This is a genomic window from Cryobacterium psychrotolerans, from assembly GCF_900101115.1.
Taxonomy (GTDB): domain Bacteria; phylum Actinomycetota; class Actinomycetes; order Actinomycetales; family Microbacteriaceae; genus Cryobacterium; species Cryobacterium psychrotolerans.
Window position 1 is genome coordinate 1 of record NZ_FNFU01000024.1, and the last position, 17,188, is coordinate 17,188.

A 17,188-nucleotide genomic window follows, 5' to 3' on the forward strand; every position below is an offset into this window, starting at 1 on the left:
GCGTCGGCCTCGGCCAGCAACCGGGAGTGGATCTTGTCCCAGGTCCCGTCGCAGCTAAACCGGCGATGCCGTTTCCAGACCGTCTGCCACGGACCGAAATTCTCCGGCAGATCCCGCCACGGAATTCCCGCCCGGAACCGGTAAATGATGCCCTCCAGGATCGAGCGATGATCCCGGAACGGTCGCCCCGCACTGCCATCCGAGCTCGGCATCAACGATTCGATCCGAGCCCACTGGTGATCGGTCAGCAAAGCAGTACGAGACATCCCTCCACCCTCCCAAACGAATCACGATTCGATTAGGAGACACGCCCTAGGCGCACAGCTGGCACCGGCGCCCGAAGCCGGCTCCCGAAACCAGCCCCATAGACTGGTCTCATGCCTCGTAGCAACCGCCCCAGGGGCCGTAAGCCCGGCGTCGACGATGACGGCGAAGCCGATCTGTCCAGCCTGCTGGCGGGCTGGCGTCGCACGGAGATCCGTCGTGACGGCCAGTGGCACGTTCAACCGGTGCCGGCGGCGCAGGCCCTGAAGAACTACGTGTGTCCCGGTTGCGGCCTCCGGGTCGTGCCCGGCGTCGCGCATATCGTCGCGTGGCGGGGCGACGGCGTCCTCGGCGACGGAGCCGACATCGCTGCCCGACGACACTGGCATTCACACTGCTGGAAAATCAATTGACCCGGTTGCCGGAGGATGACGCATGACCACGAACGCAGAGAGCACGCACGGAGTCGAGATCCGCGGCGGCATCGAGCTGCCAGCTACGCGCGAACATATCGAACTGCACACGAGCGACGGCCTGACCCTGGTCGGTGAGCTGGCGACGCCCGTGGGCCGCACGCCGGTGGCCACCCTGGTCACGCTGCACCCACTTCCCACCAGCGGCGGGTTCATGGATTCGCACATCCTGCGAAAGGCCGCGGGACGACTGCCCGCCCTGGCCGACCTGGCCGTGCTGCGCTTCAACACCCGCGGCACGACCTCGCCCCGGGGCACGAGCGGCGGCAGTTTCGGCAGCGGCGTGACCGAGCGCGAAGATGTCGCCGCCGCCATGGCCTTCGTGGCCGCACGCGGACTGCCGAACCCGTGGCTGGTCGGCTGGTCGTTCGGCACGGAGCTCGCCGTCAAGTACGGCCTCGAGCACCCGATCCGCGGCGCCATCCTACTCTCGCCGCCGCTGCACCGGGCGACGGACGCAGAACTGGCGGCCTGGGCCGGAAACGAGCGCCAGCTGGTGGCCATCATCCCCGAACACGACGACTACCTGCGGCCCGAAGAGGCCAGGGAACGATTTGCCTCGGTGCCCACCACCCGCTTCATCGCGGTCGATGGCGGAAAGCACTTGTGGGTGGGGGAGAACCAGACCCGGCGCATCCTGAACGAGATCGTCGCGGTCGTGAACCCGGCCGCGCTTCCGCTTCCGACCGAATGGGTCGGCCCGTAACTCCTAGAGTTCGTTCTGCCTCGGGATGACGACCTGCTTGATGATCATCAGGACGGCCGCCGCCACGGGAATCGCGATCAACGCGCCCAGCAGGCCCAGCAGCGAGCCGCCGGCCAGCGCCGCGATCACGACGAGGGCCCCGGGAACGGACACGGCGCGGCTCATGATGTGGGGGCTCAGCACATATGCCTCCACCTGCATGTAAATCAGGTAGTAAACCGCCGCGGCGATTGCGGTCTCAAGCGAGCTGATGCCCGGGATGAGGCAGGTCAGCACGATGATCACCGATCCGGTGATCGTCCCGACGAGCGGGATCAGGGAGAACAGGAACGCGATGAACGCCAGCAGGGCGGGGAATGGCGCTCCGATGATCGACAGGAAGATGAAGCTGAGCACTCCGTTGCACGCAGCGAGTGAGGCCTGACCGACAACGTACCGGCCCACCGCGGTCGTGATCTGCTCGCTGATGTCGGTGAAACGCTCACGCCTGGACGCCGGTACCAGCTGGTACACGCCGCGCTTCATGCTGCTCAGTGAAGCCGTGAAGTAGAGCGTGAGGATGAGGATGATCAGCCCGCCGAACAGGCCGCTGATGATGGCCAGCCCGGACTGGATGGCCGTCGTGGTGATCGTCGTCAGGTTGGTGCCGAGGAATTCGGTCACCGTCTTCACGACCTCGTTGACGTCGATGCCGGGGAACTGTTTCTGGAGGTCGGCCAGGAAGGTGGCCGAGTTGACGGCCTTCACGAGGTCGGGGATGGCCTTGGAGAGTTCCTTCACCTGTTCGGCGATGATCGGCACGACGGCGAAGATCACGCCGGTCAGTACACCCACGACGGCCGCGACCACGGTGAGGATTGCCGCCCAACGCGGGAACCCCTTCTTCTGCAGCCAGGACACCGCCGGGTCGAGGCCGAGGGCGATGAACAACGCCGCCCCGATGTAGACGATGATCGTCTGCAGCGTGACCACCGACGAGATGATGAGCAGGCCGAGACCCACGCCGAGGGTACCGATCAGGCCGACGCGAAACGCGTTCTGAATTTTCACGCGAATTCCCCCAAAATGTCGGACCTACCTGCCCGAACCTGCCTGGCTCGGACCTACTTGTCGGCGTTGTTGACCTTTTCCGCCTGTGTGAGAACACTGCGGAGGCTCTCGAAGTAGCCGGCCACCGCGTCGCGCTCAATCCTAATCTGGGAGAGGCGGTCTTCCGCGTCGGAGACAAGCAGGCGTGTCCGCGTGGTCGTTTCCTTGGTGAGGGCCCTGGCCCTGGTCTCGGCTTCGCGCACAATGCGGTCCGCGTCGGCCTGGGCCTGCTTGCGCTGCGTCGCGGCTTCCTCCCTGGCTCCCGAGTCGAGCTGCTCGTTGATCGCACGAAGTTCGAGGGTGCGCGCGGTGGTCTCGGTGAGTTGCGTGTCGGCTTCGGTCTGGAAGGTGTTCAGCAGCAACACGGCCTCCTGGTGCCGGGCCAGGTGCTCCTGCTCTGCCTCGTCGCGCCTGGCCTTCAGCTCCAGTTCGAGGTCGGCTCGAGTCTGGTCGATCTCTCGCTTGAGCTTGGCCGCCTCACGGTCGCCCTTTTTGCGTCCCGCCGTCAGCTTGTTTTCGAGGTCGATCCGGGCCTGCTCGCCTTCCGCGACGAAGTCGGCGGTGGCCTGCTCATTCTCGCGGGCCAGGTCAGCCCGGGCCTGCTCGAGTTCCGAGGCCAGGTCGGCCCGGGCCTTGTCGATCTTGCGTGCTGCCGCGGCGCGTTCCGCGTCAAGCTCGCGGGTGAGGTCCGTGTGCGCCTGTTCGTGCTCGATCTGGCGGGCGATCCGATCGGCCTCGATCTGGCGGGCGAGATCGGTGCGGGTCTGCTCGACCTCCTCCGCCAGCGTGGTGCGCGTCTGCTCTGCGTCGTGGGCGAGCTCGATCCGAGACTGCTCGCCGTCGCGCGCCAGGTCGAGGCGTGCCTGTTCGGTTTCGGCCGCCAAGTCGATCCTGGCCTGCTCGGACTCCCGCGCGAGGTCGGCCCGCTCCTGGTCCAGCTCGTGCGCCACTTCGGCGCGCGTGAGCTCCGTCTCGGCGGTCAGCCCGGCCGCAACCTCTCGCGCCACGCTGGCCTCGCGCTGGGCGACAACGCGTACCTCCGCCGCCTCACGTTCCGCCTCGGAGCGCAGCGCGGCGGCTTCACGCTTGACCGTCGCCCGCACTTCCGCGGACTCCGTCGCCACGGCTCCGCGGATCGCGGCGGCCGCCTGTACTGCGTCCTGGGTGAGCGACGCGGCTTCCGCGCGGGCGGCGGCGAGCACCGAGTCGGCTTCGGCCTGTGCGTCGTCGAGCATGCGCCCGGCCCTGACCGTGGCATCGGAGAGCGCGCTTTCGGCACGCTCCGTGGCTTCCCGGCGCAGGTTCTCGACCTCGCCGGCGGCTGAGGAACGAAGCTTTTCAGCGTCGATGTCGGCCTGCGCGATCACACGGGTCGACTGCTCCTCGGCCACGCGCAGGGTGTTCTCGAGCTTCGTGCCCAGCCCGGAGAAGGTGGGACTGCCCACTTCCTCGATCTCGGCGGTCAGGTCATCTATGCGCGTGGTGAGGCGTTTGATTTCCTTGCCGGCCTCCGCGCCCTGGGTGTTGGCCTGGATGAGGTCGCGCCGCAGGCTCTGGAGGGCCTTGTCGACCTCGTCCTTGTCATACCCGCGGAAAACCTGGGTGAATTCAGCGTCGTCTACCGCCACGGCCATCTCCTCGTCGTCGGGCTCGAATACAGGCCCGATTGTTCGAATGCGGGGGAGCCGATCCGATTTTAGTGCATTCCGGGAGTTCAGGCTCCATCCCAACTTCTGGGCCCCCCGACTTCTGGGGGCGCGGGGCTTCAGGAGACTATTAGGCGGCTCTCAGGGGAGTCAAGTATCGTAGAACGACTGTGTCTGTTGCCCTTCGGACGCGAAAAGTGCGTGCGAACCCAGGTCTGCACCCGCCGGTCGGCAACATAGGAAAGGTTTTACGTGCGTTTCGTTCTTGCCATCGTGGCATTCGTTCTCGCGGCCGTGATGATCATGCTCGGCATCGCGCAGCGAACGGTTTTTCTGGAACCGGCATCCACCAGCCTCAGCGCGACCGTTGAGGGCGGTGACCGGTATGCGGTCATCACCCCGGAAGCGCTCAGGGCTTACCCGGGCAGCCAGACGATTACGGTCTCCGGTCCGGGCACGATCTTCCTGGCCTATGGCCGATCCGCCGACGTCGATGCCTGGCTCGCCGATGAGGCCCACGCCGAGATCGGCTTCACACCCAGGACCGGCAAGCTGACGAGTAAGCGCAGCGGCGAAGCCGCCCCGAGGCCTGCCCCCACGGCCACGGCCACAGCACCGGCGGCCGCGCCGACGCCAGCGCCGACGGCCACACCGACGGCCACGCCGGCGGCCACACCGGCGCCCGGCGCACCGGCCGATGCTGAACCCGGCGCGAACCCGGCCGGGTCAGACCTCTGGCTCGAGGAGTTCACCGCGGACCGCGACCTGAAGACCCGAATCAATGTGCCCGCCGGCATCTCCCTGATCGTCGCGAGCGACGGCACCCAGCCGGCTCCGACCGAGATCACCCTGGACTGGCCCGCCGACAACTCGACGCCCCTGGCCGGCCCGCTGATCGCCGGGGGAGCGGTCCTGCTCTTGATCGGACTCATCCTCTACCTGCTGGCCCTGATGCACATGCGCCGCTCCCGGGGCCCGCGTCGCAACCTGCCCAAGGGCCCCCGGATGCCGCGCCTTCCCCGCGCTCCGCGCCCCAAGTCGATCAAGGCCAGCGAGATCACCGGCCCCCGCCGGTCGATCACGCGATCGTTCCGGGCCGTCGTACCCGTGGTGCTCGTCTCGAGCCTCGCGCTCAGCGGATGCTCCGCCGATTTCTGGCCGAGCACATCCTCGGAGTCGAGCGCCGCGGCCAGCCCCAGCCCGTCTGCCTCCGAGGCGGCGAAGCAGGGCGAGGACGTGTCCCCGCCCGCCGTCACCGTGCCCCAGCTCGAGCGCATCGTGCGCAAGGTCGCGGTGCTCACCCGCGACGCGGACGCCGCGCTCGACGCAACGTCGCTCGCGACCAGGTTCACCGGCCCGGCCCTCGAGCAACGGCTGGCGAACTACAAGATCCGAGCCAAGGACAAGAAATACCCGACGCCCCTCGCGTTGCCGGCCTCGCCGCTGACGCTGACCCTGCCGCAGCAGACGTCGACCTGGCCGCGCGTGGTCATGACCGTGATCCAGGACAAGGAAGACCCAGCCGTCGCCCCCACGGCCATCGTGCTCAGGCAGGACGGCCCCCGGGAGAACTTCCTCGTCGAGTACGCCGTGCAGCTCGAGCCCGCCGCGCAGGTGCCCGAGGTCGCCCCGGCGACCATCGGCGCCCCGCTCATCGCCCCCGACTCCAGGCTCCTGCTGATGCCGCCGGACCAGATCGCGGCGGCCTACGCCGACATCCTGGTGAAGGGCGACACAAGCGAGTTCGCTGACCTGTTCGAGGCCAAGGGCGACACCTTCCGAACGCAGGTCGGCCTGGAAGCGAAGACGAAGAAGCGGACCGACCTGCCCAAGACGGCATCGATCGCCTTCGGCATCGCGGTGGGGACGGGTAAGACCATCGCCCTGGCCACCAACGACTCCGGAAGCATCGTCGCCGTGAGCATCAAGGAGACGGAAACCGTGAAGCCGGTCGACGCCGGCGCGACGGTGAGTCCCTCGGGTGCGAGCAAAACGCTCTCCGGCGTCTCGGCGACGGCCAAGGGCATCCAGAGCGTCTACGGCGAGCAGCTCCTCTTCCACGTTCCTGCCGCCGGCTCGAAAGACAAAATCGTTCTCCTTGGCTTCGCCCAGGGACTGATCTCATCAGCGGAGCTCAAATGACCAATCTGCCACCATCCGGCGTCAACCTGCGCGGGGCCGTCGACCTGTCCTCGCTCGTGAACCGTGCGGCGGCTCCGGCCCCCGGCGCACCGGCTGCGCCGGGCGCGGCCGCGGGTGGTCCCGTGCCCGTGCCCAGCCTCGTACTGGAGGGAACCGACGCGAACTTCGGCGAGGTGCTCGAGTTGTCGATGACCGTCCCCGTTATCGTCGACCTGTGGGCCGAATGGTGTGGACCCTGCAAGCAGCTCACGCCCGTGCTCGAGAAACTCATCGCGGAGTTCGACGGCAGGATCGTCCTGGCCAAGGTCGACGTCGATTCGAACCCGCAGCTGTCGCAGGCCTTCGCGGCCCAGTCGATCCCCACTGTCGCCGCCGTCGTCGGCGGCCAGCCGGTGCAGCTCTTCAGCGGTGCCATCCCCGAGGCGCAGGTGCGCGAGGTGTTCGAGCGTGTCCTCGAACTCGCCGCCCAGCATGGCGTGACCGGGACCGCCCAAACGCCCGCCGGAGACGACGCCCCCGACGAGGTCGCCGCGGCCCTCCCGGCGGAACCGGAACTCCCTCCCCACCACAGGGAGGCCTTTGAGGCCATCGAACGCGGCGACTACGACGTGGCGATCAGCGAGTACAGCACGGCCCTGGCCAAGGACCCCCGCGACCAGATGGCTGTCGCCGGTCTCGCCCAGGTGCGACTTCTGGCGCGCCTGCAGGGCAAGTCGATCGCGGAGATCCGCTCCGCGGCGGCGGCCGGGCCGGACGAGCTCGACGCGCAGCTTCTCGTCGCCGACCTCGACCTGTCGGGCGGACACGTCGAAGACGCCTTCGACCGTCTCCTGACCCTCTTCCCCGCCCAGGACGCCGCCGGCAAGAACACGATTCGCGAACGCATCCTGGAGCTGTTCCAGGTCGTCGGACTCGAAGATCCGCGGGTGCCGCCGACTCGTTCCCGGCTCACCGCGCTGCTCTACTAAGTCCCCGCTGAGTCCCCCGCTAAGTCCTCGCTGAGTTGCGGAGAAAGTACCCTCGCTGTGACAGTGAGGGTACTTTTTCCGCAACTGAGCTGAAACGCAGGTCAGCGGTGAATCACTAGCGGCGGAGCTTCAGCCAGAGTCCCGCCAGCGGAGGCAGCGTGAGCGTCGCGGATGCCGGGCGGCCAGCCCACGGTTCGTCGGTCGCCGTGACCCCGCCGAGGTTGCCGACGCCCGAGCCGCCGAAGTCGGCGGCATCCGTGTTGAGGATCTCTTCCCAGTGGCCGGCGAAGGGCAGGCCGATGCGGTGGTCGTTGTGCGGATGCCCGGCGAAATTGAAAATGCAGGCCACGGGGTTGCCGTCGTTGTCCCAGCGCAGGAAGGAGACCACGTTCTGGGCCGCTCCGCCTCCGTCGAGCATCTCGAGGCCGCCGGCGTCGTTGTCGCGCGCCCAGAGGCTGGCGTTGGCCCGGTACACCCGGTTGAGCTGGCCGACGAGGGTGAACAGGCCCCGGTGGGCGGGCTGGTCGAGCATCCACCAGTCCAGGCCCCTGGCCTCGCTCCACTCCGACCGCTGCCCGAATTCCTGGCCCATGAACAGAAGCTGCTTGCCGGGGTGAGCCCACATGAACGCCAGGTAGGCGCGAAGATTGGCGAGTTGCTGCCAGGAGTCGCCCGGCATCTTCGAGACCAGCGAGCCCTTGCCGTGCACGACCTCGTCGTGGCTGATCGGCAGCAGGAAGTTCTCGCTGAAGGCGTAGACGAACGAAAAGGTGATGTCGTTGTGGTGGTACGAGCGGTACATCGGGTCGACGTGCATGTACTGGAGCGTGTCGTGCATCCAGCCCATGTTCCACTTGAAGCCGAAGCCGAGCCCGCCGGACGAGGTGGGCGCGGTGACGCCGCCCCAGTTCGTCGACTCCTCGGCGATCATGACCGTGCCGGGGTTGCGCTTGTACGCGGTGGCGGTGATCTCCTGGAGCAGGCTGATCGCCTCGAGGTTCTCATTGCCGCCGTGGATGTTCGGCTCCCACTGGCCGTCTTCCCTCGAGTAGTCGAGGTAGAGCATCGAGGCGACGGCGTCGACCCTCAGTCCGTCGATGTGGAACTCCTCGAGCCAGTACAGCGCATTGGCGACCAGGAAGTTGCGCACCTGCTTCTGGCCGAAGTCGAAGACGTAGGTGCCCCAGTCCATCTGCTCGCCGCGCCGGGGGTCGGGGTGTTCGTAGAGCGGCTGCCCGTCGAACCGAGCCAGCGCGAAGTCGTCCTTGGGGAAGTGGCCGGGCACCCAGTCCATGATCACGCCGATGCCGGCCTGGTGCAGCCGGTCGATCAGGTAGCGGAGGTCGTCCGGGTGGCCGAACCGGCTCGTCGGCGCGTAGTAGCCGGTGACCTGGTACCCCCAGGACCCGCCGAACGGATGCTCCGCCAGCGGCATGAACTCGACGTGCGTGTAGGCCAGCTCGTGCAGGTACCCGATGAGCTCGTCCGCCAGGTCCCGGTATCCGAGCCCAGGGCGCCAGGAACCCACGTGCATCTCGTAGATGCTCATCGGCTGGTTGTGCGGGTCGGTGGCCGACCGTGCGCCCAGCCACTCGGCATCCGCCCACTGGTAGTCGGATGAGCCGATCACGGACGCCGTCTTCGGCGGCACCTCGGTGTACCGGGCCATCGGGTCCGCTTTCCGCACCCAGTCGCCCGACTGCGCGAGCATCTCGAACTTGTAGTTGGCGCCGGTATCGAGGCCCGGGACGAACAGCTCCCACACCCCGGTGCTGCCCATGTTGCGCATGGCGTGGGCCCCGCCGTTCCAGCCGTTGAAGTCGCCGATGACCCGCGCGGCCTGCGCGTGCGGCGCCCAGACGGAGAAGGACGTTCCGCTCGTGGTGCCGAGCACGCCCGCGTGGTCGCGGTGGTGCGCCCCGAGCACGTCCCAGAGTCGCTCGTGGCGGCCCTCGCCGATCAGGTGAAGGTCGAGTTCGCCGAGGGTGGGGAGGTAGCGGTACGGGTCGTCGGCGATCCAGTTGGGGACACCGTCGTAGAGGGTTTCCAGGGTGTAGTCCTGCAGGCCGAGCGTGCTGACGCCCTGCCAGATGCCCTGATCGAGGTGCGTGAGCTCGATGTGGGCGCCGTCCGCGAGCACCGCGAACACCTCGGTCGCGAGTGGCCGGAGGGCCCGGATGACCACGAGCGGGGTCGCTGCGCCGCCCGCGCTCACGAGGTGCTGGCCGAGCACCTCATGGGGGTTGTAGTAGCGCCCCTCGGCGATCGCCTTGAGAACGTGCGCCGGAACGGCGGGGACGCTCGTGTGCGAGCCGTTCGCCGGGCCGTCGACCGGTCCGTCTGCCGCGTGCCTCATCCGTGCCGTCCGTTCCTGCGTGGTGACTGGGTCATGAGGGTGCCGTTCATGCGCGCGGACCCCTCACCTGGAGGATGTGCACCGGTTCGCTGAAGGCGTCCAGTCGCACGTAGTTGTCGGCGGACCAGGTCCATTCCGCGCCGGAGACAAGGTCGTGCACCTCGAAGGTCTCACCACGCCTGAGCCCGAAGCGGGTGACGTCGAGGTGCACCAGGGTCTCACGAACCGAGTGCGGGTCGACGTTGGCGACGATGATGAGGGTGTCCGGTCGCCCGGTACCGGTGAAGGCCGCATCCAGGTGCTTACTGAACACCAGCACGGACTCGTCGTCGCTGGTGTGGATGTGCAGGTTGCGCAGCTGCCCCAGCGCCGGGTGCTCGGCACGGATGCGGGTGAGCAGGGTGAGGAAGGGCGCGAGCGATTTGCCGGCCTCCTCGGCCTGCGCGAAGTTGCGCGGGCGGAACTCATACTTCTCGTTGTCGATGTTCTCTTCGGCGCCGGGTCGGGCGACGCTTTCGTAGAGTTCGAAGCCCGAGTAGACACCCCAGGTCGGAGCGGCGGTGGCGGCCAGGGCGGCCCTGATCTTGAAGGCGGCCGGTCCGCCGAACTGCAGGAACTCGGAGAGGATGTCGGGCGTGTTCACGAACAGGTTCGGCCGGAGGAAGTCGGCGGTCTCGTGCACGAGGCCGTCGAAGAACTCCTCGAGTTCCGCCTTCGTGTTGCGCCAGGTGAAGTAGGTGTACGACTGCTGGAATCCCACCTTGGCCAGGCCCTGGAGCAGGGCCGGACGGGTGAAGGCCTCGGCCAGGAAGACGACCTCCGGATACTCGGCGTTGATCTCGTTGATCACCCACTCCCAGAAGTCGAGCGGTTTGGTATGCGGGTTGTCGACGCGGAAGATGGTCACCCCCAGGTCGATCCAGTAGCGCAGGATCCGCAGCGATTCCGCGCGGATGCCCGCCGGGTCGTTGTCGAAGTTGATCGGATAGATGTCCTGGTACTTCTTCGGCGGGTTCTCGGCGTAGGCGATCGTGCCGTCCGGCAGGGTCGTGAACCACTCCGGGTGCGCCGCCACCCAGGGGTGGTCGGGGGAGGCCTGCAGGGCGAAGTCGAGCGCGATTTCGATGCCGACCTTGCTCGCCTGGCCCAGGAAGTACCGGAAGTCGGCGACGGTGCCGAGGTCGGGGTGGATCGCGTCGTGGCCGCCCTCGGCCGACCCGATCGCCCAGGGCGAGCCGGGGTCGTTCTGCCCGGCATCCAGCGAGTTGTTCGGCCCCTTGCGGTAGGCCCGGCCGATCGGATGGATCGGGGGCAGATAGACCACGTCGAAGCCCATCATTGCGACCTCGGGGAGCCGCCTGGCGGCGGTGCGGAAGGTGCCGCTCTTCCAGGACCCGTCCGCGAGCCGTTTGGCGCCCTCGGAGCGGGGAAAGAACTCATACCAGGAGCCCACGCCGGCCCGCGCGCGCTCGACGACCACCGTTCGGGTCTCGGAGACGCTCTCGAGGCTGCTGATCGGGCGGAGCGCGATCGCCGCGTTCAGTTTGTCGTTGCTGATCACGGCCAGGCGGGTGTCGACCGGCAGCCCCCGGTCGGCGAGCGTCTGCGCCGCGGCCTGGACCAGGCGGCGTTCGGCGGCCGGCCTGGCCTTGTCGATGCCGGCCGCGTCCAGAAGTCGGGCGCCCATCGTGAACATGAGCTCGACGTCGATGCCCGCCGGGATCTTGATCGCGGCGTTGTGCTCCCACGAAGCCCAGTCGTCGGCGTAGGCACGCACGCGGTACGTCCAGCGCCCCTGGACGCCCAGCTGCACGAGGGTTTCCCACCGGTCGGTTCCCGGGGCGCTCAGGCCCATCGGGTGGCGGGTTTCGGTGCCGTCGGGCGCGGTCAACAGCAGGGTGACGCCGATCAGGTCGTGGCCTTCGCGGAAGGCGGTCGCGCGGAACGGCACAACCTCCCCGACGAAGGATTTGGCGGGCCACAGGCCATCGTTCAGTTGCGGCGACAGGTCGAGGATGGGAATCCGGCCGATTTTCGGGGGCGCGCCGGCCAGTCTGGTGGATTCGTGCGGGTCGCGGAGTGTCTTTGCTGTCTTAGCCACCCATCGACCGTAGCGCGAATTGATTCGACGGCGCTGCACCGAATTTCCCTGTGGCCTCAATCCGCACAATAGGGTTGACCTCGTGAAGGCCATCCGCAAATTTACCGTCCGCGCCGTCCTGCCCGAGCCCCTGGCCGCGCTCGACGAACTTGCCGGGAACCTGCGCTGGTCCTGGCACGAACCCACCCGGCGCCTGTTCGAGCACATCGCCCCGGAGCTGTGGCGTGGGAGCTGCAACGACCCGGTCGCGCTCCTCGGGGCCGTCGATCCCGCCCGCCTGGCCGCGCTCGCAGCCGACGCCGGCTACGTGGCCCGGGCGGACGCCCTCCGTGACGACCTGCGCCAGTACCTCGACCGGCCCCGCTGGTACCAGGGCCTCACCGGGGACAAGCCCGCTGCGATCGCCTACTTCTCGCCGGAGTTCGGCATCGCCGCCGCCCTGCCGCAGTATTCCGGCGGGCTCGGCATCCTGGCCGGAGACCACCTGAAGAGCGCCTCCGACCTGGGCCTGCCGCTGGTGGGCGTCGGGCTGTTCTACCGGGCCGGATACTTCAGCCAGTCGATCTCCTCCGACGGCTGGCAGATGGAGCAGTACCCGCTGCTGGACCCCGACGGCCTGCCGCTGTCGATCCTGCGCCGCCCGGACGGCTCCGACGTGCAGGTCTCCCTGGCATTGCCCGACGGGCGAACCCTCAACGCCCGCATCTGGCAGGCGCGGGTCGGGCGCATCCGCCTGCTCATGCTCGATACCGACATCCCGGAGAATCCCGACGATCTGCGCCTGGTGACCGATCGCCTGTACGGCGGCGGTGGAGAGCATCGCCTGCTGCAGGAGCTCCTGCTCGGCATCGGGGGCGCCCGCGCCGTCAAGCTGTGGAGCGCCCTGAGCGGCAAGCCGGAGCCCGAGGTCTTCCACACCAACGAGGGCCACGCCGGATTCCTCGGCCTCGAGCGCATTTCCAGCCTCATCGGCGAGGGTCTGAGCTTCAACGAGGCGCTGCAGGTGGCACGTGCCGGCACCGTTTTCACGACCCACACGCCGGTCGCGGCGGGCATCGACCGGTTCGAACGAGACCTGATCCGGCGCTACTTCGAAACGGATCTCCTGCCTGGCGTGGCCGTCGACGACCTCCTGGCCCTCGGTGCCGAGAACTACGAGGGCGGCTCTCCCGACGTCTTCAACATGGCCATCATGGGTCTCCGGCTCGGCCAGCACGCCAACGGGGTGTCGAAACTGCACGGCGAGGTCAGCCGCCGCATGTTCAAGGGACTCTGGCCGGGGTTCGACCCGGCCGATGTGCCGATCGACTCGATCACCAACGGTGTGCACGCCCCGACCTGGACCGACCCTGAGCTGCTGGAACTCGCGCAGGACCGCCTGGGCGCGAGCGACACCTCGACCGCCGACTGGGCGTCCGCGGCCGTCACCGACCACGACCTTTGGTCGGTTCGGGGCCGGATGCGCCTGCAGTTCGTCGAGGATGCCCGGCGACGCCTGCGCTCCGCCTGGTTGGAACAGAACCCGGGCGGAATCCCCCCGGCCTGGATCGACCAGGTCTTCGACCCGAACGTGCTCACGATCGGTTTCGCCAGGCGCGTGCCCACGTACAAGCGCCTGACCCTCATGCTGCACGACCCGGAACGGCTGCGCGCCCTGCTGCTGCACCCCGAGCACCCGATCCAGATCGTCATCGCCGGCAAGTCGCATCCGGCCGACGACGAGGGCAAACGCCTGATCCAGCAGATCGTGAAGTTCGCGGCCGACCCGGAATTGCGCACGCGCATCGCCTTCCTGCCCGACTACAACATCGCCATGGCCCAGCTGATGTACCCGGGAACGGACGTCTGGCTGAACAACCCGCTGCGGCCGCTCGAAGCCTGCGGCACGTCGGGCATGAAGGCAGCCCTGAACGGCGGGCTCAACCTGTCCATTCTCGACGGCTGGTGGCCCGAGTATTTCGACGGCCTGAACGGCTGGGCGATTCCGTCGGCGGATGCCGCCGGAGACCCCGCGGAGCGCGACCGGCTCGAGGCGAATGCGCTCTACGACCTGATCGAGCACCAGGTCGCTCCGCCGTTCTACGAGCGCAACGCCGACGGCGTCCCCGAACGCTGGGTTCGGGCCATCCGTCACACCCTGGCCACCCTCTCTCCCGAGCTGAGCGCCGACCGGATGGTGCGCGAGTACGTGGAACGCCTGTACCGGCCGGCCGCCCGCTACGAGGCTCTGCTCTCCACCAACGACTACCGCGCCGCCCGGGAACTCGCCGCCTGGAAGAGCAGGATCAGCGCCGCCTGGCCGGGCGTGGCCGTCACGCACGTCGAGTCGGGCGGGGTGGTCTCCGTCCCGCAGGTGGGCGATGAGCTGCACCTGCGGGCCCACGTGCAGCTCAACGGACTCAGCGTCAGGGACGTCACCGTCGAGGTCGTGTACGGCAAGAGCCTGGCCGGCGACGACCTCAGTGACGTGGAGGTCCAGGCGCTCGAACCTGACGGGACGCCCGACCCGGACGTCGCCGCCGGCCCGTCGGAGGGGGGAGGCCCGACCCTGTTCACCGGAACGGTCGAGCTCGACCGCGCCGGCGCGTTCGGGTACACCGTGCGGGTCGTGCCGCGGAACGACCTGCTGATCAGCTCGGCCGAGATGGGCCTGGTCGCCGTCGCGAGCTAGCTGCCCCTGCCGCTGCGCCCGCCCCTGCAGTTGACGTGCGGACAAAGTACCTTCGCGGGCCCGAGGAAGGTACTGTCTCCGCAACTCAACCCCGCGCCAGGCGCGGAAGCTTGATGCTCAGGCGCGGGCGATCGCGGCGAAGGTCGCGGATGCCGCCCGCGCGAGGTCGGACGGAGCCAGTTCGATGTCCAGGCCCCGGCGTCCGCCCGAGACGAAGACCGTGTCGTGGAGCAGGGCGCTCTCATCGATGACGGTGGTGAGCGCGCTCTTCTGCCCGACCGGGCTGATCCCGCCGAGCACGTACCCGGTCTTCCGCTCGGCGCGTGCGGGGTCGGCCATGACCGCCTTCTTCGCCCCGACCGCGGAGGCCAGCGCCTTCAGGTCGAGCTGGCCGGCGACCGGAACGACGCCGACAACGAGTGCTCCGTCGGCGTCGGCCAGCAGCGTCTTGAACACCCGTTCCGGGTCCAGCCCCAGCTCGCGCGCGGCCTCGAGGCCGTAGCTCGCCGCGGCCGGATCGTGGGCGTAGGGGTGCGGGGCGAACGGGATGCCGGCCCGCACGAGGGCGAGCGTCGCCGGCGTGCCCGCCCCGGCATCCGGCTTGCGGATCATCGCGGCGCCTGGTTGGTGCGCAGCAGCTGGATCGAGGCGCCCGTCAGGAGAAGCGGCGTGCCCGGGTCGTGGGTGATCACGGCGTCACGCAGGTCGTCATGGCTGGAGTCCCAGAGCAGCGTGTAGGAGGTGACGTCCTCGTGCGTCGGCAGGATCACCCCGGTGTCCCGCTCGAGGCCGTGCACGATGAGCAGGATGCGGTTGTATTCCTCATGCTCCGGTGTACTGGCGGCCAGGTACTGGAGGGTGCGTTCCCTGGGCGAATTCCAGTCGTCCTCGGACATGGTCCGGCCGAGGGCGTTGTACCAGTTCATCCGGCTGGCGCCGGGGGTGGTTTCCCCCGGCCGGCCGAAGCGCACCGGGCGCAGCGCGGGATTCTCCCGGCGCAGCTGCAGCAGCCGCCGGCTGACCCGGTGCAGGTCCTGCTGCCAGTCGTCGAAGTCCCAATTCAGCCAGGTGAGCTCGCTGTCCTGGCAGTAGGCATTGTTGTTGCCGCGCTGGCTGCGACCGAACTCGTCGCCCGCCGTGATCATCGGCACGCCCGCGGAGAGCAGCAGGGTCCCCATCAGGTTGCGCATGGCCTTGCGCCGGGCGGTGAGGATGGACACGTCGCGGGTCGGCCCCTCCGTGCCGTGGTTGAACGAGAGGTTGCTGTCGGTGCCGTCGCGGTTGGACTCGCCGTTGCCCACGTTGTGCTTGACGTTGTAGGCGGTGAGGTCGGCCATCGTGAAGCCGTCGTGCGCGGTGATGAAATTCAGCGAGGCGAGCGGGCCGCGCTCCTGGGAGAACGTGTTCGACGAACCGGCCAGCCGGGTCGCGAAGCGTCCGATACCGCTGCCCGCCGGGATCATCCGCCGAGCGCCGCCGATGTCGGTCAGCCAGAACGACCGCATCCGGTCCCGGTAGCGGTCGTTCCACTCGGTCCAGCCCTCGGGGAAGTTACCGGTCTGCCAGCCGCCCTGTCCCACGTCCCAGGGCTCGGCGATGAGCTTCGTGCCGGCGAGGTCCGGATCATCCCGGATCGCGGTGATCAGCGGATGGTCCTGCTGGAAGTGCACGTCACCGTTGCGGGCGAGCGTCGCCGCGAGGTCGAACCGGAACCCGTCGACCTGCACGTCGTTGGCCCAGTACCGCAGCGAGTCGAGCACGAGGCGGCTCGGGACATCGTGGCCGAAATCGACCGTGTTCCCGCATCCGGTGACGTCGATGTAGGTGCCGTCGTCGCCCTGGCGGTAGTACGCGGCGTTGTCGACGCCCCGGAGGCTGGTGACCGGGCCGGAAGGGCCCTCTTCGGCGGTGTGGTTGTAGACCACGTCGAGGATGACCTCGAGGCCGGCCTCGTGCAGGAGTTTGACCATGCCCTTGAACTCGCGGAGCACAGCCTCCGGTCCGGCGGCCTGGGCGGCCTTCGTGGCGTAATCGGCGTGCGGGGAGAAGAAGTTCTGGGTGTTGTAGCCCCAGTAGTTGATCAGGCCCTGCTTGAGCAGGCGCTGCTCGGAGACGAACGCGTGCACCGGCAGCAACTCGATCGACGTGACGCCGAGGTTCTTGAGGTAGCCGATCGTCGCAGCGTGGGCGAGGCCGGCGTAGGTTCCGCGCAGGTCGGCCGGCACCGCCGGGTTGAGCTTGCTGATCCCGCGCACGTGCGCCTCGTACACGACGGCGTGGTCGAGGGGGGTCCGAGGCTTTTCCGCGCCGGCCCAGTCGAAGCTCCCGTCGACGACGGATGACTGCCACTGGTCGGCGCCGACGCGCACGAGTCCCCGGGAATACGGTTCGATCAGCGTCTTCTCGGGATGGAAGGCGTGCGTCGGGCCGGCGGGGCCGGACACCCGGATGCCGTAGCGGCACCCGGGAGCGAGCAGACGCGACTTCCCGGACCAGACGCCATGGGCATCCTGGGTCATCGGAACGGTCTTGATGATCCAGTTCGGATCCGTCCCATCGAAGATGCACAGCTCGACGGCGTCGGCGTGTTCCGACCACACGCGCAGTTCACCGACACCGCCCGAAACCCGGACGCCAAGGTCGCGCAGGGGATCGCCGGGAGTCATGAGTTCTAGAGTAATGAGTGAAGGAGCCGCCCCTGACCACACAGGTCCGGGTCGCAACACGGCCCCCAGGCACCACGCGCAATGCGGGCACGGGGCACGCGCAGGC

Annotated in this window: 12 protein-coding genes; 5 read left to right on the top strand and 7 right to left on the bottom strand. The window is 68.4% G+C overall.

Annotated features, from left to right (window positions below; genetic code table 11):
* Positions 1-266: transposase (locus BLQ39_RS14110; RefSeq protein ID WP_143006481.1), on the bottom strand; the 266-nt coding region annotated here is incomplete at its 3' end.
* A gap of 111 nt (positions 267-377) precedes the next feature.
* Between BLQ39_RS14110 and BLQ39_RS14115 the strand changes: the two genes are divergently transcribed.
* Together BLQ39_RS14115 and BLQ39_RS14120 are read left to right on the top strand one after the other, a co-directional pair.
* Positions 378-677 (top strand): Rv1322 family protein, encoded by a 300-nt coding sequence (locus BLQ39_RS14115; RefSeq protein ID WP_166784391.1) that lies wholly within the window; start codon positions 378-380, stop codon positions 675-677.
* A gap of 22 nt (positions 678-699) precedes the next feature.
* Entirely contained in the window at positions 700-1,443 is a 744-nt protein-coding gene (locus tag BLQ39_RS14120) for an alpha/beta hydrolase (RefSeq protein ID WP_092324921.1), read from the top strand.
* 3 nt (positions 1,444-1,446) lie between these two features.
* Here BLQ39_RS14120 and BLQ39_RS14125 read toward each other — a convergent pair whose 3' ends face one another.
* Both BLQ39_RS14125 and BLQ39_RS14130 read right to left on the bottom strand, forming a co-directional pair.
* Positions 1,447-2,493, bottom strand: coding sequence for an AI-2E family transporter (locus tag BLQ39_RS14125; protein WP_092324923.1), 1,047 nt, complete (start codon positions 2,491-2,493; stop codon positions 1,447-1,449).
* 53 nt (positions 2,494-2,546) lie between these two features.
* A complete protein-coding gene (locus BLQ39_RS14130; RefSeq protein ID WP_092324973.1) occupies positions 2,547-4,160 on the bottom strand; it encodes a DivIVA domain-containing protein in 1,614 nt (537 codons plus the stop codon).
* Between the two features lie 270 nt (positions 4,161-4,430).
* On the opposite strand from BLQ39_RS14130, the gene BLQ39_RS14135 reads away from it, so the two are divergent.
* Both BLQ39_RS14135 and BLQ39_RS14140 read left to right on the top strand, forming a co-directional pair.
* A complete protein-coding gene (locus BLQ39_RS14135; protein ID WP_092324925.1) occupies positions 4,431-6,320 on the top strand; it encodes a DUF8094 domain-containing protein in 1,890 nt (629 codons plus the stop codon).
* On the top strand, positions 6,317-7,288 hold the full coding sequence (locus BLQ39_RS14140; protein WP_092324927.1) for a tetratricopeptide repeat protein: 972 nt from the start codon (positions 6,317-6,319) through the stop codon (positions 7,286-7,288). Before BLQ39_RS14135 ends, BLQ39_RS14140 begins: the two co-directional genes overlap by 4 nt.
* Positions 7,289-7,403: 115 nt before the next feature.
* Here the strand turns inward: BLQ39_RS14140 and glgB are convergent, their stop codons facing one another.
* Positions 7,404-9,644: a 1,4-alpha-glucan branching protein GlgB gene (gene glgB, locus BLQ39_RS14145; RefSeq protein WP_092324929.1), complete on the bottom strand. Its 2,241-nt coding sequence runs from the start codon at positions 9,642-9,644 to the stop codon at positions 7,404-7,406.
* Between the two features lie 46 nt (positions 9,645-9,690).
* Complete coding sequence (locus tag BLQ39_RS14150; protein WP_422386361.1) at positions 9,691-11,745, bottom strand: alpha-1,4-glucan--maltose-1-phosphate maltosyltransferase; 2,055 nt, start codon at positions 11,743-11,745, stop codon at positions 9,691-9,693.
* 82 nt (positions 11,746-11,827) lie between these two features.
* Between BLQ39_RS14150 and glgP the strand changes: the two genes are divergently transcribed.
* Complete coding sequence (gene glgP, locus BLQ39_RS14155; RefSeq protein ID WP_092324933.1) at positions 11,828-14,416, top strand: alpha-glucan family phosphorylase; 2,589 nt, start codon at positions 11,828-11,830, stop codon at positions 14,414-14,416.
* 117 nt (positions 14,417-14,533) lie between these two features.
* Here the strand turns inward: glgP and ybaK are convergent, their stop codons facing one another.
* The gene (gene ybaK, locus BLQ39_RS14160; protein WP_092324975.1) at positions 14,534-15,025 is read right to left on the bottom strand and encodes a Cys-tRNA(Pro) deacylase; all 492 of its coding nucleotides are present in this window, start codon (positions 15,023-15,025) and stop codon (positions 14,534-14,536) included.
* Complete coding sequence (gene glgX, locus BLQ39_RS14165) at positions 15,025-17,082, bottom strand: glycogen debranching protein GlgX (protein ID WP_092324935.1); 2,058 nt, start codon at positions 17,080-17,082, stop codon at positions 15,025-15,027. Before glgX ends, ybaK begins: the two co-directional genes overlap by 1 nt.
* Positions 17,083-17,188 lie beyond the last annotated feature (106 nt).

What these genes read in the sequence shown, in the direction of transcription:
- BLQ39_RS14115 (WP_166784391.1), top strand. Translation starts at nt 378, where the DNA reads ATGCCTCGTAGCAACCGCCCCAGGGGCCGTAAGCCCGGCGTCGACGAT.
- BLQ39_RS14120 (WP_092324921.1), top strand. Translation starts at nt 700, where the DNA reads ATGACCACGAACGCAGAGAGCACGCACGGAGTCGAGATCCGCGGCGGC.
- BLQ39_RS14140 (WP_092324927.1), top strand. Translation starts at nt 6,317, where the DNA reads ATGACCAATCTGCCACCATCCGGCGTCAACCTGCGCGGGGCCGTCGAC.
- glgB (WP_092324929.1), bottom strand. Translation starts at nt 9,644, where the DNA reads ATGAGGCACGCGGCAGACGGACCGGTCGACGGCCCGGCGAACGGCTCG.
- glgX (WP_092324935.1), bottom strand. Translation starts at nt 17,082, where the DNA reads ATGACTCCCGGCGATCCCCTGCGCGACCTTGGCGTCCGGGTTTCGGGC.